This is a genomic window from Paraburkholderia sp. GAS206C, from assembly GCF_050435645.1.
Classification (GTDB): Bacteria; Pseudomonadota; Gammaproteobacteria; order Burkholderiales; family Burkholderiaceae; genus Paraburkholderia; species Paraburkholderia phenazinium_B.
In genome coordinates this window covers 1-21581 of the sequence record NZ_JBNDKR010000004.1, presented here as the reverse complement: position 1 = coordinate 21581, position 21581 = coordinate 1, and the positions used below count along the sequence as shown (strand labels likewise).

General features: G+C 59.6%; 20 protein-coding genes and 1 pseudogene. 11 read left to right on the top strand and 10 right to left on the bottom strand.

Annotated features, from left to right (window positions below; genetic code table 11):
- Window positions 1–167 precede the first annotated feature (167 nt).
- Together P3T20_RS12315 and P3T20_RS12310 are read left to right on the top strand one after the other, a co-directional pair.
- Window positions 168–770 (top strand): TetR/AcrR family transcriptional regulator, encoded by a 603-nt coding sequence (locus P3T20_RS12315; RefSeq protein ID WP_074264545.1) that lies wholly within the window; start codon window positions 168–170, stop codon window positions 768–770.
- A gap of 178 nt (window positions 771–948) precedes the next feature.
- Window positions 949–2190, top strand: coding sequence for an NAD(P)/FAD-dependent oxidoreductase (locus P3T20_RS12310; protein WP_074264546.1), 1242 nt, complete (start codon window positions 949–951; stop codon window positions 2188–2190).
- Between the two features lie 101 nt (window positions 2191–2291).
- Here P3T20_RS12310 and P3T20_RS12305 read toward each other — a convergent pair whose 3' ends face one another.
- Window positions 2292–3239, bottom strand: a complete 948-nt coding sequence (locus P3T20_RS12305) for an alpha/beta fold hydrolase (RefSeq protein WP_074264547.1) — start codon at window positions 3237–3239, stop codon at window positions 2292–2294.
- Window positions 3240–3329: 90 nt separating this feature from the next.
- Window positions 3330–3857 carry a 4-hydroxyphenylacetate 3-monooxygenase, reductase component gene (hpaC, locus tag P3T20_RS12300; RefSeq protein WP_074264548.1) on the bottom strand — a complete coding sequence of 176 codons (528 nt, stop codon included), beginning with the start codon at window positions 3855–3857 and terminating at the stop codon, window positions 3330–3332.
- Between the two features lie 344 nt (window positions 3858–4201).
- Here hpaC and P3T20_RS12295 point away from each other — a divergent pair, with 344 nt between their 5' ends.
- Window positions 4202–4843 carry a response regulator transcription factor gene (locus P3T20_RS12295; RefSeq protein ID WP_074264549.1) on the top strand — a complete coding sequence of 214 codons (642 nt, stop codon included), beginning with the start codon at window positions 4202–4204 and terminating at the stop codon, window positions 4841–4843.
- Between the two features lie 76 nt (window positions 4844–4919).
- Here P3T20_RS12295 and P3T20_RS12290 read toward each other — a convergent pair whose 3' ends face one another.
- The 3 genes from P3T20_RS12290 to P3T20_RS12280 all read right to left on the bottom strand — a co-directional run bounded on the left by P3T20_RS12290 (window position 4920) and on the right by P3T20_RS12280 (window position 7417).
- On the bottom strand, window positions 4920–5663 hold the full coding sequence (locus P3T20_RS12290) for an SDR family NAD(P)-dependent oxidoreductase (RefSeq protein WP_074264550.1): 744 nt from the start codon (window positions 5661–5663) through the stop codon (window positions 4920–4922).
- Window positions 5664–5755: 92 nt separating this feature from the next.
- Window positions 5756–6133: a hypothetical protein gene (locus P3T20_RS12285; RefSeq protein ID WP_074264551.1), complete on the bottom strand. Its 378-nt coding sequence runs from the start codon at window positions 6131–6133 to the stop codon at window positions 5756–5758.
- 69 nt (window positions 6134–6202) lie between these two features.
- Window positions 6203–7417 (bottom strand): acyl-CoA dehydrogenase family protein, encoded by a 1215-nt coding sequence (locus tag P3T20_RS12280; protein ID WP_074264552.1) that lies wholly within the window; start codon window positions 7415–7417, stop codon window positions 6203–6205.
- A gap of 256 nt (window positions 7418–7673) precedes the next feature.
- On the opposite strand from P3T20_RS12280, the gene P3T20_RS12275 reads away from it, so the two are divergent.
- A complete protein-coding gene (locus tag P3T20_RS12275; protein ID WP_074266067.1) occupies window positions 7674–9140 on the top strand; it encodes a PAS domain-containing sensor histidine kinase in 1467 nt (488 codons plus the stop codon).
- Between the two features lie 79 nt (window positions 9141–9219).
- Here the strand turns inward: P3T20_RS12275 and P3T20_RS12270 are convergent, their stop codons facing one another.
- A complete protein-coding gene (locus tag P3T20_RS12270; protein WP_429286991.1) occupies window positions 9220–10191 on the bottom strand; it encodes a PDR/VanB family oxidoreductase in 972 nt (323 codons plus the stop codon).
- Between the two features lie 491 nt (window positions 10192–10682).
- Between P3T20_RS12270 and P3T20_RS12265 the strand changes: the two genes are divergently transcribed.
- Window positions 10683–11768, top strand: coding sequence for a porin (locus tag P3T20_RS12265; protein ID WP_074264553.1), 1086 nt, complete (start codon window positions 10683–10685; stop codon window positions 11766–11768).
- Between the two features lie 31 nt (window positions 11769–11799).
- Here P3T20_RS12265 and P3T20_RS12260 read toward each other — a convergent pair whose 3' ends face one another.
- Together P3T20_RS12260 and P3T20_RS12255 are read right to left on the bottom strand one after the other, a co-directional pair.
- Window positions 11800–12720 (bottom strand): LysR family transcriptional regulator, encoded by a 921-nt coding sequence (locus tag P3T20_RS12260; RefSeq protein WP_074264554.1) that lies wholly within the window; start codon window positions 12718–12720, stop codon window positions 11800–11802.
- 263 nt (window positions 12721–12983) lie between these two features.
- Window positions 12984–14393, bottom strand: coding sequence for a spinster family MFS transporter (locus P3T20_RS12255; RefSeq protein ID WP_429286990.1), 1410 nt, complete (start codon window positions 14391–14393; stop codon window positions 12984–12986).
- A gap of 504 nt (window positions 14394–14897) precedes the next feature.
- Here P3T20_RS12255 and P3T20_RS12250 point away from each other — a divergent pair.
- Window positions 14898–15374, top strand: a complete 477-nt coding sequence (locus tag P3T20_RS12250; RefSeq protein WP_074264556.1) for a YybH family protein — start codon at window positions 14898–14900, stop codon at window positions 15372–15374.
- 47 nt (window positions 15375–15421) lie between these two features.
- Here the strand turns inward: P3T20_RS12250 and P3T20_RS12245 are convergent, their stop codons facing one another.
- Entirely contained in the window at window positions 15422–16279 is an 858-nt protein-coding gene (locus tag P3T20_RS12245) for a LysR family transcriptional regulator (RefSeq protein WP_074264557.1), read from the bottom strand.
- A gap of 94 nt (window positions 16280–16373) precedes the next feature.
- On the opposite strand from P3T20_RS12245, the gene P3T20_RS12240 reads away from it, so the two are divergent.
- The 5 genes from P3T20_RS12240 to P3T20_RS12220 all read left to right on the top strand — a co-directional run bounded on the left by P3T20_RS12240 (window position 16374) and on the right by P3T20_RS12220 (window position 20961).
- Entirely contained in the window at window positions 16374–16970 is a 597-nt protein-coding gene (locus P3T20_RS12240) for a LysE family translocator (RefSeq protein ID WP_429287160.1), read from the top strand.
- Window positions 16971–16975: 5 nt separating this feature from the next.
- The gene (locus P3T20_RS12235; protein WP_074266069.1) at window positions 16976–17359 is read left to right on the top strand and encodes a cupin domain-containing protein; all 384 of its coding nucleotides are present in this window, start codon (window positions 16976–16978) and stop codon (window positions 17357–17359) included.
- 236 nt (window positions 17360–17595) lie between these two features.
- On the top strand, window positions 17596–19041 hold the full coding sequence (locus P3T20_RS12230) for a DEAD/DEAH box helicase (protein ID WP_429286989.1): 1446 nt from the start codon (window positions 17596–17598) through the stop codon (window positions 19039–19041).
- Between the two features lie 167 nt (window positions 19042–19208).
- Window positions 19209–19724, top strand: coding sequence for a hypothetical protein (locus tag P3T20_RS12225; protein WP_429286988.1), 516 nt, complete (start codon window positions 19209–19211; stop codon window positions 19722–19724).
- 325 nt (window positions 19725–20049) lie between these two features.
- Window positions 20050–20961: a hypothetical protein gene (locus tag P3T20_RS12220; protein ID WP_429286987.1), complete on the top strand. Its 912-nt coding sequence runs from the start codon at window positions 20050–20052 to the stop codon at window positions 20959–20961.
- 201 nt (window positions 20962–21162) lie between these two features.
- On the opposite strand, the pseudogene P3T20_RS12215 reads toward P3T20_RS12220, so the two are convergent.
- Window positions 21163–21378, bottom strand: a pseudogene (locus P3T20_RS12215) (helix-turn-helix domain-containing protein); the annotation flags it as partial.
- Between the last annotated feature and the right edge of the window lie 203 nt (window positions 21379–21581).

Here is a 21581-nt window from a genome sequence, read left to right as displayed (position 1 = left end):
GCCTTGCGTTCTCAGGCCGCCAGATGGATGCGTGATGGCTGTGGTGTGATGGCAAAGGAGCTTTGCCATCACATCAGGTTATTTTAGATCGGATGATTTAGAATATCGCAATGTATGTGACGTTGCAATCGCGACCGGCGAGACGCGACACGATGGCTGGAGGGAGCATGGTTCGACCACGGGAATTCGATGAAAATGAGGTCCTCGATGCCGCCGCCCACCAGTTCTGGGTCTATGGCTACGAGGCGACTACTGTGCGGGATCTCGCTCAGTGCATGGGAATAACGGGGGCAAGTCTTTACAACGCGTTTGGGGACAAACGCTCGTTGTTCGAGCGGGCGTTGACACACTACATTGCAAGAAGCTTCGGCGACCGGGTGTCGAGATTCGAGGTCAACCTGCCGCCGCTCGATGCCATCAGGGCGTTCTTTCGGGAGATTGTCGAACGCTCGGTTAGCGACAGGGATCGTAAGGGATGCCTGCTGGTGAATTCGGCGCTCGAGGTCGCGCCACACGACGCGGGCTTTCAGGCGACGATCGCCAACGTGCTGGTGGCCGTAGAAGCGTTTTTCCGGCGCTGTGTGCACGCCGGCCAGCAGGCCGGCGAGATTTCGACTGCACAGTCCGCCGACGATCTTGCGCGGTTGCTGCTGGGCGTTCATCTCGGCATACGGGTGCTTGCCCGGACCAGGCCGGACCGTGCGCTGCTGGAGGGAGTCGTGCGGCCGGCGCTGGCGCTGCTCGAGGTTGGAGCGGCGAGCCGTCAATGAGCGGGGCGGATCGCCGTTCCATGCCAGGAACGTTGGCAACGTAGTTGGCAGCACTCCGGCGCCTGAAACCGCGCGATCGATGAGATGCTTCATGTCCTCGAACACGGAGATGTTGTCGTTGACGCACAAGCGCGACATCATCGCGAAGTAATGAGTGGCATGGCATTGGAGCGGGCGTATGGATTTCGATGTGATCGTGCTGGGAGCCGGAATGGTTGGCGTGTCGAGCGCGCTGCATCTGCAGGATCGCGGACGCCGCGTGGCACTCGTCGACCGGCGCGGCCCGGGTGAGGAGACCAGCTTCGGCAATGCCGGGCTGATCGAAAGTTCGTCTGTGGTCCCGTACGCCTTTCCACGCCATCCCGCTACGCTGCTGCGCTATCTGCGCAATCAATCGACGGACCTTTACTGGGACTATAAGGCGCTGCCGACGTTTGCGTCGTGGCTCGCGCGCTTCTGGTGGGAGTCGTCCCCGAGCCGCCTCGAAGCTGCTGCGCGTGACATGTTTCCGTTGATCCGGCGAAGCGTCGTCGAACACGATGCGTTGATCGCACGCGCAGGCCTTGCCAGCCTCGTGCATCACGGCGGCTGGCTCGAGGCATTCCGTACGGAGGCAGAATTTGAACGGCAATCCGCAGTAGCCGAAGCGAAAGCGCGTACCCATGGATTGCGCGTGACGCCGCTCGATGCCGCCGCACTCCAGGCGCGCGAATGCGGTCTCGCACCGGGATTCAGTGGCGCGTTGCATTGGCAAGATCCGGCGAGCGTTGCCAACCCCGGCGCGTTGACGAAGGGCTACGCGCGACTGTTCGAGGAAGGTGGCGGCCAGCTTTTGACCGGCGAGGCGACCACGCTGCGCCAGCAGGCCGACGCATGGACCGTGCAGACATCGCAAGGCATGGTCAGCGCCAGGGAGGTTGTAGTAGCCCTCGGACCATGGTCCGACAAGATTTTCGCACCGCTCGGTTATCGCATACCGCTGCGGGCGAAGCGCGGTTATCACATGCATTACGAGCCCACCCGGGCGATGCTCTCCGTGCCGCTTGTCGACACGGAGAAAGGCTACGTGATCGCGCCCATGCAAGGACGCCTGCGGTTGACGACCGGCGTGGAGATCGCCCGACGTGAGGCGGCGCCGACGGGCATTCAACTGGGTCGGGCGGAGCAAATTGCCCGACCCATCTTCGGCCTCGGCCAGCGGCTGGACAACGCGCCCTGGCTTGGCCTGCGTCCCTGTACGCCGGATATGCGGCCGGTTATCGGAGCTGCACCTCGTCATCGCGGGCTCTGGTTCTCGTTTGGCCACAACCATCACGGGTTGACACTCGGCCCCGTGTCAGGCCGCCTGCTGGCGGAAATGATGACTGGCGCAACGCCTGTTGCCGATCCCTATCCGTTTCGTCCCGAGCGATTCCGGTAGGCGACATAGAGGCGACCGACCCAGGAATGAGGGTGAGTTGCCTTTCTCCTGGCGACATGGCGGAGCCTGGTCCGGAAGTGCATCGCAAATAGTTAGCAACGCTAACCAGCCCAGGAAGCCACCATGGTATTGAACGTCTGAGCATTACGGCAATGGAAAAGATGACCCTCGCCAGCCACAGCGTCGAGCGCAAGTCCAGTTTCCTGCCAGTAGTGATCGATACGGGCGGCCTGCAGCACCTTATCGCCTTGTGGCGAAACGATCCGGATGCGGGCTTTGTCGCCTGCGCTCAGGGCTGCAAGCGTCGGGCGGTGGTCGAACACGCGGCCAATAATGGCGAGCCGTACTGCCGCGGGAGTGAACAGATTGAACCCCGTGACACCTTGTACCTGTGCCTCGCCTGGCGCCGCTCGCGATAGCTCGTCCTGGTAGCACAGTTCGACGAAGCCGGTCAGTCCTGCTGCAATGTCAGTATGACTGTTGAGTTCCCCCGTATAGGGATTGATCGGTGTCGTTTTCAACAGCGTCGTGATGGCGCCGGCGCTAAACACGGTATCGGCGCCCCCATCGGCATTCCCCGGCGCGAGGACGACGGGGGAGGTTGCCAGCAGGACGGCCTTGCCGATGCCAGCCAGCCCACCTTGTGCGGCAATGTAGTCTTGCAGCACGGTTCCGCCGTAGGACCAGCCAATCACCGTTGGCGCGCTCAGGCCCAGGCCGTCGATTACCGCATGCAGATCGGCCGCTGCCAGCGCAGTCGCGTTCCCAGGCTGCCCGTCGCCGTGTGCTGTATCGATCTGCGCCCCGGGCCGGGCACTTACGCCGTCCACCGCCGCGTAAGAACCCTGTGACGTCCCGTGACCACGCAGATCGAACGCCACCATCCTGTACTTCGCGCGCAGCGAGGGGTCGGTCAACTGGGCGATCCACGACATCCACGACTGCGAGATGCCGTGGATGAACACAATGGCTGACCCGCGCGGGTTTCCGCTCTGAACCACATTCAACCGAACATTGTCGTTTGTTAGTACGCTGGTGAACTCAAGCATTGAAACTACTCCGTGCATGTCGCGGGCTGCGGCAGCAGCCGGTTAGGGGAGGGCGAAGGGCAGACGAACCGTCAGGCGGGGACAAGCCGCTCAGGCCGCTTGCGCTCGCCTGATGCGGTGGAAACTCCGGTCGAAGTAGATCAGTCCGTCTCCGTCGTCGCGCACGCAGATCCGGGTGGCTTCAACAAACATGACCGAGTGCGAGCCGACCTCTTTCAGTTCGACAATTCTTCCCTGGATGCTCGCGAGCGCGTCGCGCAACACGGGCACACCCGCCAGGCCATCGTCCCAGATCGGCCAGCCGAAACGTTCTTCCATCGGCACCTGCGTTTGACCTGCAAAGTGCTTGGCGAGCATCTCATGCTCGGCCGGCAGCACGTTGACGCAGACCTTGCCGTTGCCTTCGAAAGTCGCATGCATCGCGCTCGAACGGTTCAGGCAAACGAGCATTGTGGGCGGCGTATCGGTCACGGAGCACACGGCGCTCGCCGTAATGCCACAACGTCCGAGCGCGCCGGCAGTTGTAATCACATTGACGGCCGCGCTAAGGTGGGCCATGGCCTGACGAAACTGTTTGCGGGCGTCGGCGTCCTGGTTTGGCAAATCGGTTTGCAGCATGAGCAGCCTTCGTGCGAGCAGATTGAAACGGAGTGGACCGTGCGTACTGTATGGGTCAACTAATCATCAGTGCAGCAAGCGTACGTGATGCACGAACGGAAAAAAATGCGTGAGAGTGACATCCCGCTCGCTGTCTTCCCTAAGTGTTCTAAAGCTTTTACCAGGTGGCAATCTGAGGTGCAGCGGATAAGCTTGTGCGACGCACAACCTGAACACCGGGCGCAAAGAGATCCGCGAATATTTCTGTCATGCTCCTTTTTCGCTGGTTATCATTGAATAGCGTCAAACGTGGCGCGAGTGTTTTTCTGGTGTTCTGCTTTTCCTTCCAACCGTTGAGCCAGCCAATGACTTCGCCGACCCCAATCGTGTACATCGTCGATGACGACAACGGTATGCGCACATCGCTGTCATGGCTTCTGGAGTCGGTGGGTATCCGCTCCGTCGGGTTCGCCAATCCTGCCGAGTTTCTGCGCGACTTCGATTCGCGAGTAGCCGCCTGTCTGGTGCTCGATGTACGCATGCCGCAGGCTAGCGGTTTTGACGTGCAGGCAGAACTGCAGCGACAGGGCGCAACGCTGCCCATCATTTTTGTTAGTGGGCATGGCGACATTCCGATGTCGGTGCGCGCGCTGCAAAACGGCGCAATCGATTTTGTCGAGAAACCGTACAACTCCCAGCAGATGCTCGACCGCGTACAGCGTGCATTGAAGCTCGCTACGCAGCGTCACGATGCAAGCCAGAAACACCGCGAGTTACGTCGGCGGATCGACTCACTGACTGCTCGCGAGAAGGAGGTGTTGCGTGGTGTAGTCGAAGGGAAAGGCAGCAAGCGCATTGCCGCCGATCTTTCGATTAGCGTAAAAACGGTCGACGTGCACCGCGCAAGCATCAAGGACAAGGTTGGCGCGCCATCGATCGCGCAACTGGTGCGCGATGTGATGGCCGTCTGGGATCAGGACGCGCCGGCCGACGATAAGCAACGCTGAGCGCGCCCGTCGGCGTTTTATGGCGCTGCGACGCCACACCACACCACACCACGCCACACCGCATCGGAAGGCCCGTCTATCGCATGAACAGGCCACCGTTGACATCCCAGCACGCGCCGTTGGCGAAGTACGCGTTTTCGGCCGCGAGCAGCGCTGCGATATCCGCGACGTAATCTGCCGATCCCAGCTTGCCCACCGGAATATTGCCGATCACGGCGGCCAGTTTGTCGGCCGGTACGCTCTGGTGCACGATGGGCAGGTCCATTGGGCCCGGCGAGATCGCGTTGACGGTGACCCCGGCTGCGGCGAGGTCGCGTGCGAAGACCTTGGTGAGTGTCAGCACGCCGCCCTTGGCCGCAGCATAGTGGGCGCCTGTGGCCGAGCCGCCATTCTGTCCGGCAAGCGATGCGACATTCACGATACGCCCCGCGCCGACGTTGGCGAAGTGTGCGCCGAATACCTGGCAGCCGAACAGCACACTACGCAGATTAACGTTAATAACCTGATCGAACTGCTCGGCGCTGATGTCCATCACGGGGACGACCTTCGAGACACCCGCGTTGTTCACGAGCACATCGATGCGTCCCCAACGGTCTATCAAGGCGTCGCGAGCAGCCTCGAACGCCGCTTTCGACGTGACGTCCAGTTCGAGTGCACAGGCGCTCGAGCCGTCGGCGCTGAGATCGCGCGCGAGGGCTTGAGCGGCGTCGTGTGCAATGTCGCCGATCGCAACACGATAGCCCGCGGCATGAAAGCGGGCGGCGATGACGGCACCGAGACCGCCGGCCGCGCCGGTGACAAGGACTACTCTGGTCGACATTTTTCCAGCTCCAGGAAAAGGCGCTGCACAACGTACGGGACGCGTGCACGTTGACAGCAACTACGATGCCGCTTCATTGCGTAGGCCTCGGCTTACGGGGCAGCCACGGCAACCGGTGGCACGGCCAGCGCACGTCCAACCCGCGCCTCGATTTTGCCGTAGCGCCACAGGTTGTATTCGCCGACCGGTGTCGTGCGGTACAGGTTGCATACCGCGACGGCAGTATCGAAGTCGGCGACGTCGGCCATGATGTAGAAGGTCCACGGTGCGTTCTCCGCGTTGCCGACCGTCAGGCGATCGTCATCCATGATGCCGAGCACCTTGACGCCTTCCATCGCTTCGACAGCGGCCAGCATTTTTCCGTAGGCCTGCCAGACCTCACCGATTTTTTCGCGCGGCAGATCGAAGAAATTTTGCGTGACGCCGCAACAAAACAGCACACGCAGCGGCAGCAATTGACTGTCCGACATCGGGTTAATCCTCGTTAGAGATGAAATGATAGAAACACGGCGCATGGCGCCGCGTGGTGCAGGAACCGCTTACAGGTAGCCAGGAATCGGCGGCACGCCGACGAACACCGCACCTGCTCCGTCGAAGTTGCCCTCGCCCAAGAACGCGTGTTGCGTGACCACCATCGAGTCGCGCAATAGCCGCTGTAGCGGATGGGTGCGATAGATGGCAGGCGTTCCGCCGAGACGGTAGGCGCGATGCACGACGTCTGCTCCTTCACGGGCGATGTGCGTGGCCGACAGGCGCAGCAGGCTTACCTGTTCGGGGGTGACGGGGTTGCCGGCGAGGATCGACTGCCACACGTCGTCGGTCGTGTCGTAGAAGAACGCGCGAGCCGAGCGCAACTGCGCTTCCGCCTTGGCCAGCTCGATCCGGTAGTAAGCGCGATCTGCCAGTTGCGGTGCACCAGTGGTCGTCTTGCGGCCGCCCGACATCTGGTTGGCGACGTCAAGCGCCGCGCGCGCAAGGCCCAGATTCACTACGGCCAGCACTTGCGCCGCATAGGCGATCGTCGGATAGCGGTAGAGCGGTTCGTCGACGGTGGGCTCGCCTCCGCGCACGAAGGTCCATGCTTCCGGTACGAACTGGTCGGTCACGCGCAGGTCGTGACTGCCCGTGGCCTGCATGCCGACCACATTCCAGTTCTCGACGATGTCTACCTGATGCGGCCGGAATACGGCCGTGCGCGGTTTGCCTCCAGTGGGGCCGCCCACGCCGATGCCCACACCGAGCCAGTCGGCTCCCTTGCAGCCGCTCGCAAACTTCCACGTGCCATTAACGCGCCAGCCGCCTTCGACCGGTTGCCCAGGTTGCACCGGAAACAGACCGCCCGCGAACGCCTGATCGGGACCGTCGGCGTAGATTTGCGCCTGGGTTTCGAGTGGGAGTGCGGCGAGATATACATTGGCGGAGCCGAAGCTTGCCACCCAGGCCGTGGAGCCATCGGCTACCGCGATGCGCTCAATGATCTGCAGGAAAGCGCCGGGCGCCAGCGCATCGCCGCCAAAACGCTGCGGCGTGCCGGCGCGATACACACCGGCCCGTTTGAGCAGCGCAATCACTTCGCGCGGGACATGCGACAGGCGTTCGAACTCCTCACGATGGGCGGCGATCTCGGCGATCACCTGATCGAGCGGCAACGAGGCGGTGGCAGTCGTGCGTCTACCGTCTTTCGGGGACAACGGGTGTGCGGCAGGGGCACTCGGGGCCACAGCGTCGGAGAGGGCGCTATCGATGGCGGACATGAGGGGTTCCTTGGGTCGCGAATGACAAACTCGGGTGAAAACAGAACTAGAAACACGGCGTGCAGATCGGGCGGAATGCGCCGTGCCAACATGGACCCAGTCTAGAAAAGTAGAAAGCACGCTTCAATTGGGGCGCAGTACATCCATTTAGGTAGCGCCCCCGTACGCCCTAAAGAAATCTTCAGATGGTGCCGGCACAAGGAAATGTTATGGTTCACGGCATACACCTACCGCGCTGTTGTGCGCTCTGTGGATCATGACCTTTCCTGCCGAAGAAGACTTTCGTAGCCTGCTGGAAGCACTCACGCTGTGTGTGCTGCTGCACGACGCCAGGACGAAGGCGATTGTGTGGGCCAATCGTGCCGCCTGCGATGCGCTTGGCTTCACGGTTGACGAGTTGCTGCCGCTGAAGGCGCCCGACATGACGCGGCCTGCGCCGCAATATCGCCGGGAAATCGGTGTCGGTGCGATGGATCGCTCGATTTCCAACGGCCCGCAGGTCTACGAGTGGTGTTACCGCTCGCGAACCGGCGTCGACATGCTGTCGGAAGCGATCGCGACGTACGTGCCGCTGCGCGAGCGCGACGTCGTGATGGTGCAGTTTCGCGACATCAGCGCCGAAGAGGCACTGCGCCAGAAACTGCGTCGCTATGAATCTCGGCTGCGCGAATTCATGCAGGATCTCGGCGAAGGCGTCGCCGTGCTCACCCTGCAGGGCCGGGTGGAGTTCATCAGCGAATCGGGGCGTCGTGTGCTCGGCATGGATGAACAGTCCGCAATGGGGGAGGTGCTCGACTATTGCAGCGAACAGGACCGCGACCGTCTGATCGCGCAGCTCGACAATGCGCCCCGCCTGCGGCCATCGGAGCCACAGCGCTATCGCATTACGCGTCGGGATGGCGCGATTCGCTGGTTGCGCATTACGTGCCGGCACATCGAGATCGAAGACGATCTCAACGGCCGTCTGATTCACTTTCGCGACATTACCGACGATGTCGAGATCGAGGAGGTCCGCCGCACGGAGGCTCGCATGCTCGAATATGCGGGCCGCTATAACGCCCTGGGCGAAATGGCGACCGCGATTGCTCACGAACTGAGCCAGCCGCTGGCAGCGATACGCAATTTCATTGAAGGCGCGATTCGCCGTCTCGCGCAGCCGGGTCCGCCCGACGATGCGATCTGGGGATTGCGCAGCGCCGACCGGCAAGCCGAGCACGCGGCCCTGATCATCAAGAGCGTGCGCGAATATATCGTCAAACGTGAGCCGATCGAATCGCACGCGGATCTGCGCGAGGTGCTGGCCGATGTTGCGTATTTCATCGAGTTGCGTGCGAAAGATGCCAATGTCACGGTCTCCATCGAGCAGGCGAGCGAACCGTTGCCGGTGTTTTGCGAGCGGATCCTGATCGGACAAGTGATCCTCAACCTTGCGTTTAACGCCATTGATGCGCTCGCGCACATGCCTTTGCCGCGCCGCCAGTTGCATCTGGCGACCCTGCAGGACGGCACCCAGGCGCTCGTGCAGGTGATCGACCGCGGGCCTGGCGTGCCTGCCGATGCTCATGGGCGCCTGTTCGACGGCTTTTCTTCGTCGAAGGTGGGCGGCAACGGCATCGGCTTGACGCTGTGCAAGAACATCGTGACGCGGCATGGTGGTCAGATATGGGCGAAACCCGTCGCGCAAGGCGGTCTCGAGTGCTGTTTCTCGCTGCCGCTTGCATAGGCGGCCAGAGTGGCGTTACTCGTGCGGCGTGCCTGGTTGCGTGGTGTGGCCAGGTGGATTGGTCATGTCGATCGAAAACTCAAAGGTCGAGCACCAGTACCGCCGATTTCGAGCGCGATACGCAGCAGCAAATCACCTTGCCGCTTGCGCGCTCCGCTTTGCTAAGACAATGGTCACGATGCTCCGGCTCGCCGCTCGCGACGTCGACCATGCAGGTGCCGCAGATGCCTTCACCGCACGACGTTTCCACTTCGATGCCGATTTCCGCCAACGCGTCGACGATCGACGTAGATGCATCGACACGCACGGTAGCGCCGCTGCTTGCAATCCTGACCTCGAACGTGTCAAGGCCGCTTTCGACATTGCCGGCGGCCACAGGCGCTGCGAAGCGTTCCAGATGAACCGCGTCCTCGCTCAGACGAGTTGAGCCGATCTCGACCACGCGGTCCATGAACGGCGCGGGCCCGCAAGTGTAGAGATGCGTGCCTTCGCGGGCATCGGCGATACATGAGCTCAACACCGCATCCAGTTTGTCACGTTCGACGCCGAAGTGAAACTGCACGTGACCGGCAAATGGTGCGCTCGACAGGAGGGGCAGAAAGGCGGCGTGTTGCTCGCTGCGTGCGAAGTAGTGCAGGACGAACGGAGCATGCTGCTGGACTAGCTGATACGCCATGCTGAGCAAAGGCGTGATACCGATGCCCGCCGCGATCAACACATGGTCGCCGGCGTCGGGACATAACTGGAACAGATTGCGCGGAGCGCCGATCGTCAGTTCGTTACCGACCTTGACGTCGTCGTGCAGCGAGCGGGAACCCCCTCGCGACTGCGTCTCGCGCTTGACCGCAAAAGTGTGCACATCGTGCCGCGCCGGGTCGCCGCACAACGAGTACTGACGTGTGACGCCGGCAGGGCTCGTCACATCGATATGCGCGCCCGGTTCGTAGCGATCGAACGGCAGGCCGTCGATACGCGAGACGCTAAACGAGCGGATATCGCTTGCTTCGTCGTGAACAGCGTCGACCCGAACGCTGAGTGTGGTTGTTTCCATGGTCTTGCTGGGCGCTTGAGGCGAGAAGTAAGCAGGCCGCATGCAACGCTGCATGCGGTAGTTCGGCAAGCGTAGAGCTATCTGGTGAATCAGGCAAATCGATTAAAAATTGGTTGTTAAATAAGTGCGATGGATATTAAGCGGCAGGGAGGGACACGCAATACTCCCGCATTCCTGATATCTGTCGGCCTAATAACTTGAAATATTTTCGATCGATTTGACCGATATATACGGTGCCTCCACACTGGGTGCACCTTGAATCTGAAGCGATGCTGCAATGTTGTACGCAAGCAGAGCCAGATCGACGGGTCGGCAGATCACGCTTTTCCATTATTAATAAGGATAGCTGATTGTACTGAAGGAGACTGCCGAGAATTCCCGCTTTGAAATGACAGTTTCGAGGCGGGAGTCCCCATGTAGCGCTGTGCCCTAAAAAATCTAAAGACGGTCCTCACTGAAGGCCGACATACTTGAAGGTGGAGAATTTTTCGATGAAGAAACTGCTTTTTGGCGCGCTCTGCGCTACCTGCGGCGCATCTGCAGTGCACGCGCAGAGTTCGGTCACCCTGTACGGGCTCATGGATGTCGGTATCACCTCGGTGTCGAATCAAGGCGGAAGCCGCGACATCTCGCTTGCTACGGGCATGCTCTCGCCCAACCTGTTCGGTATCACCGGTGTGGATGATCTTGGCGGTGGTCTGAAGGCGATCTTCAAGCTTGAAGGGCAGTTCGAAATGGGCACTGGTGCGCTCGATGGAACCGAGTTCGGCCGTCAATCATGGGTGGGCCTGGAAAGCGTCAGTTGGGGGGCGCTGACGGCCGGAAATCAGTATGACTACATGTTTACTTCGCTGTCGAAAAACCGGCTTGGCCCCGAGCTGCCCCTCGTGTCGATGAACAACCTGCGGCAAGGTCCTTTCGCGGCGCTGGGAAAACCACTGGTCCCAACCGGCGACTTCGATTTCGATCGTACCGCGGGCGCGCAACGGTTGAACAATTCATTGCGCTATCAGTCGGCGTCGATCGACGGGCTGACCGTCGGCGGGATGTATGAGTTTGGGGGCGTGGCGGGATCGCTTGGCAACAGCAGTGCCTACAGCTTCGGGGCGGACTTTATCAAGGGTACGTACTCCATCGACGCCGCCTACACGATGGTGAAATACGCCGCGATCAACAACGGCAACAGCGGCATCCGGAACTTCGGCTTCGGTGGCCGGATTGCAGTACTCGACGGATGGGCGGACGTGCTCTACACGAACACGCTGAACACGTTCACCGGCGCGCAGATCAATGTGTTCGAAGTCGGCGGGACCTATCCGCTCACGACATTCGCGAGCATCGGAGTTTCATACGACTACATGAAGGGGAATCAGGTGCTGGATGGCAACAAGGCGAATCAGTTCAACCTGACGCTCGACTATGGGTTGTCCAAAAGTACCGATGTGTACCTCAGCGCGGTGTATCAGCGCGCAAGCGGCGACCCTGCTACGGCGCAAGCGTGGATTATCGGCACGGGCGCAGCATCGTCGGATGGCAATCAGACTCTTGTGCGCGTGGGGATGCGACACCTCTTCTGATAGACGGCGAGGTTATTGATGCATGGGAAACTCAAAGCGCCTGAAATTTGCCGATGATCTCTGCCATCAACAGGCGTAACCACAGATTCCCTTCGTCCTTGTCAAAATTGGCATGCCAGTGCAGCGTCACGGCGGCGCCAGGCAATCGCACGGGTGGTTCATAGATAGCGAACTGCCCGTCGCGATTGAAGATATGCGCGAGGCGCCGCGGCAGCGTGGCGTACCAATCGGTCACTCCAAGCACGTTCGGCACCGATGCGAAGCGCGACAGTTCAAGTGCCACCGTGGGATGAATGCCCTGGGCACGAAGCGCGTCGTTAACGCTATGGTGGCTGTGCTCGATCGACGTGACACGCACGTGAGCCGCTTCGTTGAACTGCTGTGGCGTCAGCGTCGCGCTACGAGGCAGGCCCGGCCGCCGACGCGTCATGCAGACATAGGTTTCCTCGAACAACGTCAGGTGGCTTGTCGTGGCGGTAAGGCGCGGCAAATGACCGATTGCGAAATCGAGCCGGTTCGCACGCATCGCCTCGTCGATTTCATCAATGGGCGTTGCACCCACCTGCAACTTTATATGTGGCGCGCGCTGACCGAGCGCTTCGCAGATGGGCGGTAAATAGGCAAGCTCGCCCGCATCCGATAGGGAAAGACGAAAGGTTCGCGCGCTGATGACCGGGTCGAACCGTTCGGCGTGGCGCATGGCTTCGCGTACCGTATCCAAAGCGCGCCCGACGATCTCCGACAGTTCCAGCGCAGTAGGGGTTGGCTGCATGCCGGAACGGGTACGGATAAAAAGCGGGTCGTTGAAGAGTGTGCGCAAGCGCCCCAATGAATAGCTGATGGCAGGCTGCGAAAGGGTCAACCGTTCGCCCGCCTGCGTCAGGCTGCGCTCTTCGACAATGGCGTGAAACACGCGCAGCAGATTCAGGTCGATGCTATCTATCGAGTTCATTTTGCGGCACGTGAAGGGAGGAGGGAGATACATGTTGGGCTGGCATTGAATGTAGTCTCACGTCAATTTTGTGCATATAAGTAGCACTAACACCCCGCGTAAAGATTTCTTTAGGCAGGGTGGGGCGAGTGAGTGACAAGGTTTCGAAAGCAGGCTGGACGAAAACTGGATGCCCTATAGAAGACAGATGGGCAACGGAAGCAACGTCGTGATGAAAGAGGCAAGCTCGCCGGTCAAAGTGAATGGCCGGCATTGGGGTGCCGTCAGACTGGCGTATCTGCCGTGATCCTTGAGCCTGTGGCAAAGGGCTCGTTGACCTTTGCCACGGTTGACTTGCCGGCTTCGCGGGCAATACTCAGGCGAAACTGTTTGCAGCCCAGCCACAGCAGGCCGATTGCGAGCAGCGTCGCAATGAGGTTGACGGCCGACATCGACATGCCCACCATTTTCGGCGAACCGAATACCTGGTCGGTCAGTAGTGCCACAAGTGTCGTGCCGATCCCCAGTGCGATCAGGTTGGAAATCAGCAGGAAAACAGCAGAAATCTGCGCACGCATCTGATTGGGCGAGAGCGTCTGCATCGCGGCGGTGGAAGTCGGCATTGGGAACGAGGCGAAGAACATTGCCAGTACCAGCAAGCCTAGCGATAACGTCAGGTTACTCACTTGCGTGAACATCACAGCCGGCACGAGCATGCCAATTGCGCCGATGGTGCCCGCGAGCATCGGCCCATCCGCGCGGCCCTTCTTCATCAGCCAGTCGTTGAGCCAGCCGCCGCAAAACACGCCGGTGGTATTGGCGATCAACAGGATCGCGCCGAGCGTGTAGCCAGCTTCGACCGGCGACAGTCCAAAGCGGCGCATATAGAATGCGGGTGTCCAGCTCATCAGGCAATACAGTGTCATGGCGTAGAACGAGAAGCCGAGGTAGTGGCATGCGAACGTTTTGCCGTGCTCGCAGATAAAGCGCAGAGAGTCCAGCATCGATACGCGCTTCGCCAGGCCCGTGCTGTCTTGAACCAGTCCTTTACGTTGCGGATCTCGCACGGTGAGAATAAAGAGCAACGCCACCAGAAAACCAGGCAAGCCGACAATTACGAACGTCAGCTGCCATGAGTGGATATCACCAAGCAGGGGCACGGACAGGGTGGTTACCTGTTTGAGCAGATGAATGACATAGCCGCCGATCAGAAACGCAATGCCGCCGCCAATAAACGAGCCGAGCGAATAGATGGCCACCGCACGTCCGAGCTTCTCTTTAGGAAAGTAATCGCTCAACATCGAATAGGTGCCAGGCGATAGCGCTGCTTCGCCCACTCCCACGCTTAGGCGTGCCAGGAACATTTGAACGAAGGTCTGGCTGACCCCGCATGCGGCGGCCGCAAGACTCCACAACGCAATCCCGGTTGCGATGATGTGCGGGCGCACGAAGCGGTCCGCGAGATACGCGAGCGGCATGCCCATGACCGCATAAAACAGAGAGAACGCAAAGCCGTGCAAAAGGCTGAACTGCGTGTCGCTCAAATGCAGGTCTCTTTTGATCGGCTCGATCATCAGCGCCAGCACCTGCCGGTCGACGAAAGAAAACACATACGCAAGCATGCAAATCAATACCACATACCATTCGTATGTATAGCGCTTGCGCAGAGGCGTGCTGCTGGTTGAAGCGGCCATTCGGTTCTCCTGTATTCGGGGTTCAGCCGTGTAAGACGGTTCTGTGTGTGTTTGAGCATTGCGAGGGTCGCCAACGAGCGATCCGAAATGCAGCGTACGCAAACAAATTTCCGGAAGATATGCGCAATGTCTTCAGCAGTACTGTTGCTTTTCCCTAAGGGGATAAAGGTTTCACCAGGGGGAGGGTGTGCAAGGGCGTGTGCGGTAGAGATGAGGCTGAGGTTTGCGAACGCGGGCAATCGCAGTGAAGGCAGCGTGCAGACTCTTGATCACTCGGGTTAGTACTCGTTTGACGGTAGCGAACGTAACCGTCGAGAATGTTCTGATTTACATTGTCGGGGGTGACGCCGGTGCTTCAGGAATTGGCGAGGAATATCTGAACCGCTTCGGTTCATCATTCTTTCATCGGTTTGCACGTCGGCACGCGAATGACTGTGATTCGCCTGTCATCGGGCAAGCTGCTGCTGCATTCGCCCGTCGCGACCGATTGATTGGAGACCTCCCATGAGCAGATTACTGCTGGCGATGGCCATCGTGTTCACCGCCGTCGGCGCGGCGACTTCAGCTCGCGCGGACGTGGATTCAGACACGGCCGCCATCACGAATCGGCTGCAGCGTTGGACGGAGGCGTTCAACGCTCGCGATGCTGCAGGGGTCTGCGACCTGTTCGCCCCCGATCTGATTTCGACCGTTCCCGAGGCGCCTGATGGTAGCCGGGACGCGCTCTGCGGGCGGCTAAAGGCTGTGCTGGCAAAACCTGAGTTGCAACTTCACTACGACAGTCCCGATCTTCGCGAGATCATTGTTTCCGGGGATATCGCCATAGTTCGGCTGTTCTGGACACTTACTGCGCAGAAGGGGGGCAAGTCGAGCGTGAGTACCGAAGCGGGGATGGACATTTTCAAACGGCAGCCCGATGGCAAGTGGTCCATTGCCCGGTTCATTTCGTTCAGCGCTACGCCGAACGAAGTGCTTCCGTAAGCAGCCGCTTGCTGCGGCGATGACTTGCCCCAAGTTCAGTTGGTCGATTATGAAATCCGCACCAACCGCTCGCGCACATACCGCGCAAACTCCTGCGCAGCAGGTGGCACGACTGACGGCAGGCGCAGATTAATCGAAAAGTTTGGCAAGCCAGGGAGATCATCGTCGCCACTCAGAATCTCGAGGTCGGCGGGGATGGTCGAGGCGAGCCATGCGGTAACAGCCAGGTCGCTGCGTACGGTGGCGGTGGTGGCCTCGAGGTTGCCGCTCTCGAACACGGTGCGCCATTCGATGCCCTGGTCGCGAAGTGCCGCCAGCACCACCGGCCTGAAGCCACAGGAATCGGCGACCATCGAGATAGGCAGTGGCCGTTTCAGATGCGCGTTTCCGCCGCGCGCGCCGACCCACACGAGCTGCTCGACGCGCAGGCATTCGCCGCTCGCCACACCAGCAGTTTCCTCTACGACCGCGAGATCGAGCGAACCGACGTCCATTGCGTCGCTCAGTTCAGGAGACGTGGCGCACACCAGTGATACCTCGACGTTCGGATAAGCCTCGCCGAACGCCTTGAACACCGGTGGAAAGTGCGTTCCGACCAGATCATACGGAACGCCAACCCTGAGCTTGCCGTACACCGGGTGCGCCGTCATGTCGACCCAGATCTCGTCGTTCATGCCGAGCAGGCGCTTCGCCTTGCCGAGAAAACGTTCGCCGACGGGCGATAGTTCGAGCCGGCGCCCGTCGCGCTCGAACAGGACACAATCGAAGGTTTCCTCCAGCCGCTTGATCTGCTGGCTGACCGCGCCTTGCGTCAGATGAAGGATATTCGCCGCGACCGTCATGCTGCCGGTGTCGGCCACCGTCACGAACGTGCGGACGAGGGTGATGTCGAGATTCCTGTTCATACAGACATTATGTCCCGTAATGGATGGCATCAGTATTCTTCGTTTCACTAATGCCCAGCGGTTGCCTACACTGCGGTCTCATTTAGGGATCGCCATGTCTGCTCTATCGATCGCACCGCTCTTCCTCTTCGTCACCGTCGCCACGATTTCACCGGGCGGCGCGACAACGCTCGCGACTGCGTCGGGCGCACGCTTCGGGTTCGTCCGTTCCACACCTCTGCTCGCGGGCATTGCGGTAGGGCTCGGCGCGTTGGCAGCGGCGGCGGCAGCCGGCCTGGCGGGCATCCTGCTTGCCGCGCCATTCCTGCAGACCGGCATGAAAACCATCGGCTCTGCTTATCTGCTCTGGCTGGCGATAAAAATCGCGCGTAGCGGGGCGCCTGCGACGAATGACGGCGTCGTACTGCCGACTACCTTCATAGGCGGTGCGGGCTTACTTTTGCTCAACCCCAAGGCTTGGGCGATGGCGCTGGGGGCAGCGGCGTCGTTCGCCATGTTGGCAGAAGGGCCACTGCATCTCGCGGCGCTGCTTGGCGGCGCGTTCGTGTTGGCCGCGTCCGTGTCGTTGTGTCTTTGGTGTGCTGCCGGTGTGCTGCTTGCACGGCTATTGAAGACACCGGCGCAATGGCGGCTTTTGAACGTATCGATGGCGATTTTGCTCGCGGTGTCAATCATTCCAATGTGGAGATGAAAAAGATGAACACGATGTTGTTTGCCGAATCCTTTGATCTGCTTTCTGCCTTCGATTCGATACACGAGTTCTGGTCGCCGAAGGTCGTGGCACAGGTCAACGACCAATATGTCAAGGTCGCGAAGGTGCGTGGCGAGCTTGCATGGCACAGCCACGACGGCGAGGACGAACTGTTCTATATCGTGCGCGGCAATCTGCGCATGGAGTATGAGAATGGGCGTGTGGTGCCCCTGGCGCAAGGGAACATGCACGTCGTGCCGCGTGGCGTGCTGCACAATCCCGTAGCAGAAGAGGAATGCTGGATCGTCCTGATCGAGTCGGTCACGACACGGCACACGGGAAACGTCACTACGCCACTAACCAGGACGCTCGCGCAGCAACTGGCTTGAGTCGCTGGGGTTGCGCGGCCGGTCGCGTCGTCTGCTGCGAAGCTTCGACGTAGTTGCTGATGCGCGGTACCTGCATGGCGCTCCGATGGAAGTGTTCAATGCACCGGCGTTGCCGTACTTTGAGATTGAATCGCATGGGCCGGCGCATACCTTGGAGGCTGGCGCTGCATGTGAATTGCGAGTTAAGGAATGGGTTTCGTCGCGCTAGAATTGCGGCTTTAGCCCGGAATACGCCGATGTCTTTTGCCTCGCTTGGCCTGATCGATCTCTTGCTGCGTAATGTACAGGACCTCAATTACCAGACACCTACGCCGGTGCAGGCCAAGGCGATTCCTGCTGTGCTCAGTGGCAAGGACGTCATGGCCGCGGCACAGACCGGCACTGGCAAGACGGCGGGTTTTGCGCTGCCGCTGTTGCAACGGCTAGCGCAACACGGCCCGGCGGTGTCCAGCAACCGCGCACGTGTTCTGGTGCTGGTGCCCACGCGTGAACTGGCCGAACAGGTGCTGCAAAGCTTTATCGATTACGGCAAAGGCCTCGACTTACGATTTCTGGCCGCCTACGGCGGCGTCAGTATCAACCCGCAGATGATGAAGTTGCGCAAAGGCGTGGACGTGCTCGTTGCCACGCCAGGCCGTTTGCTAGATCTCAATCGCCAGAACGCAGTGCAGTTTGATCAAGTACAAACGCTGGTGCTGGATGAAGCCGACCGCATGCTGGATCTGGGCTTTGCGCGTGAACTCAACGCTGTCTTTGCTGCCTTGCCCGCTCAGCGCCAGACACTGCTGTTCTCCGCCACGTTTACCGATGACATCCGCGCCATGGCGGCGGACATTCTGCGCGGCCCGGTCAATATCAGCGTCAGCCCGCCCAATGCCACGGCCGCCAGGATCAAGCAGTGGGTGGTGCCGGTGGATAAAAAGAACAAGCCTGACCTTTTCATGCACCTTGTGGCTGAGAACAAGTGGGAGCACGCGCTGGTGTTCGTCAAAACCCGCAATGGCGTGGATTACCTCGCGGCCATGCTGGACGAAGCGGGCTATGCGGTCGACACCATCCACGGCGACAAGCCGCAATCCGCGCGCCTGCGTGCGTTGGAGCGCTTCAAGACGGGCGAAGTACCTATGCTGGTCGCCACCGATGTGGCTGCGCGCGGGCTGGATATCGACGACCTGCCGCTGGTGATCAACGTTGATCTGCCGATCGTGGCGCAAGACTATGTGCACCGTATTGGCCGTACCGGTCGAGCGGGCGCTAGCGGCGTGGCGGTGTCCCTTGTGTGCGCCGATGAAGCGCCGCAACTGGCCGCGATTGAAGCGCTGATCCGCCAAACGCTGCCTCGTGAAGAAGAGCCGGGTTTTGAAGCCGAACACCGTGTGCCGCAAACTAGCGCGACGGGCCAGATCATCAAGAAACCGAAAAAGCCCAAGAAGCCGAAAGCGCCGCAAGCTGCGCCGGGCGGCATGGCAGTGTTTGGCAAAAAACCGCGCCCGCAAAGTGGCGAAAACGAACACAAACCTGCGGCGCAGCGCGGTGTGGCCGCGGGTAAAGGCACGAGCTTGTCCAGCGGTAACCCGTTCGGCGTGCAGAAGCCACGCAGCAAAGCCGCCAGCAAGCCAGCAGCGGGTTCTCGTAAGCCGGCTGGCAAACCCGCTGGTGGCCGCGGCAAACGCCAACCCTGATCCGTGGGGGTGAGTGACGCCAGCCCTGGAACGGGCTGGCGGTTTGCGGACCGCTGGCAGGCAGCGGCGCGGCTTCGGCGTGCATCAGATCGGCAGGGACCGGCGCACTGAACTCAAGATCGACGGCAACTTCGGAGCCGAACGGACGTTGACATCGTGCGTAGCGGGTGTCCGGTCGAGGTCGCGCGCCGGTCATCGCGCTGCGCCACCTGCCGCGCGTGACCCAGCCGCTTGTGCTCGACCACCTCGCCGTGACCGATCACGGCGAGGTGGTCATAGGAGGAAGGGCACAGGTGCCGACGCCTGGCAGCATCAGCTACCTGGGCGCGACGGGGACACCGGTCCGGTCGGTCGATTATCAGGATGCCGGCGTGATCTTCGCGGTACAGCCTGCAGTGATGGCCGACGCGATACAGGTCAAGCTCGATGAGCAGATATCGAGCTTCGTGCCGACGACTACTGGCGTGAATAACTCGCCGACGAAGAACACGCGCGAGATGACCACGACCGTGAGCATGAAGGATGGCGAAATAGGGTGCTTGGTGGCCTGCTGCATGACTCGGATACGCAGACGACCAACCATGAAGGGAGGTTTACGAATTCCGACTCGTACCGTAGACGATGTGGCTATTTTCTATGGGGATAATGGGTCGGGCAAGACAACGTTGCTTAGGCGAGTCTAACGACTTATGCGTGCTTCCGTCGACTACTACCCGGAAGGCTCAGCGCAGTCGGTGCGGCGCGACAGCCAACGTTGCTTTAATATCGAGCGTGAGTTGGTTGGCGACACGGCGAAGTTGCCGACGTTGTTAAAGGCTTCGTTGAGCGCACTTTGACTCGGTTCTACTAGGTCAGAACCCTTCGAGGCGGGTGTGCGAATGCTTGACGGGATCGCGGACGTCGAGTATCGGTGTTTCGACGGTGTGAACCACACCGCGGACGACTGACAATTGACTCAGCTGAATAATCAATGATTTTGCTTAACGCCAACTGGGAAAATTATAAATCGTGAAAATATATTTAATTGCCCTATTGTTGCTGGCTAATATTGCTTCCGCTGATCCGCAAGATATTCCTGCGTCGGTAATCGGTGAGTCCAATAAAGTCGAGGGGCAGCCCGCGCCGTCTCCCTCTGCAGGCGGCAATCACGAAGTCGAAGGATTAAGAAAAAGCAAACAGTCTATTTCGAATGGAGATCCGCTTGGGTCGGATTTAAATGGTACGGAGACAGGTTTTGTCGGATTTAATGCGTGGCTTCTGAAGTTAGTCAATGATCCTATTGCCCTTTTTACTCTTGTTCTTGCAATTTATACGATTCAATTATCCAGAACGACCACGCGGCTCTGGATTGAAGCGAAATCATCAGGAAAAACAGCAGACGAATCGGCGTTGGCAGCTAAGCTGGCAGCGGAGGCTGCTAAACATACAGTCGATGCCTACATGATGGCTGAACGGGCCTGGGTTTCAGTTGTTGATATACAACCGGTCGAATTTCAGAATGCGGTTGATCGTAATAACCAACTGCATAATGGCACGCAATTTAATTTTAGATGGAAGAATACCGGAAAGACGCCTGCACGAGATGTAATTTTGTTTTCTTCAAATAAGGTAATATCGCTCCAAGATGGTGAGCCGAGTTTTAAGTATGAGGGGACGGAAATTAATGTAAAGCAGGGGGTTTTATTTCCGGAATCTCTAGTCACGTCGGTTCCCCAGCAATTCGAGGCGGTCGATATTGAGCGGCTTAAAAAGAGAGAGATTCGTATATTCATGTATGGCTACGCAAGATATTTCGATGTGTATGGTTCAAAGGATTTGAGGCATACAGAAGTCTGCGTGGAAGTTCTGTACGACGGACTGGAAAATGGACGCAGCAGATTTGTGTTTATGCAGTCAACCTCGCAAAATTCTGTCCTGTGAGCGAGACTAGGACTCTTCTAGCGCAAATTCGGCGGCGCTGTCGTGTGGCGGCGTTTGCCCGTACCTAAAGCCCTGTCAGGTACGGGCATGTGGCAACGCCTACATTGCCCTGATATCGAGTGGGAACTGGTGGGCAAACAGGGCGTCGTTAGCTGCGGGATTCGGTTTGATGGCCAGCGAGCGTCGAGCCATTCCATCCGGCAATTGATGGTTGCCCGCTCGACCGCGTTTGCCCGAAACCAGTCCGGCAACACCCGCAGCCTGGTAGCGCTGCACCAGGCGTTCGACTTGCCGCACGCTCAGCCCAAGCCGTTCCGCCGCGCGCCCGGGCTTCAGTCCCATCTCAACAATCGCCTGCACCACCTTCAACCGGTCGAGTTCGCGCATGTTCAATGTCACCAGTTCGATTTGACGCATGCTGGGCTCCCGCAGTCCGACCGGAAGCATCCAGCATGGCACCTGCCGCAAAACACGACATCTGTATCTTGCTGAAACACGACATTCTCATATTGTTGCTACATACAATGTCGAGGCTTCTTTCAGATGTCGGGGTTGGGACTTTTTAGAAATGTCCGGTTTTAAGGTTCAGAAATATCTATGTTAGAGGGCTTTTGAGCACC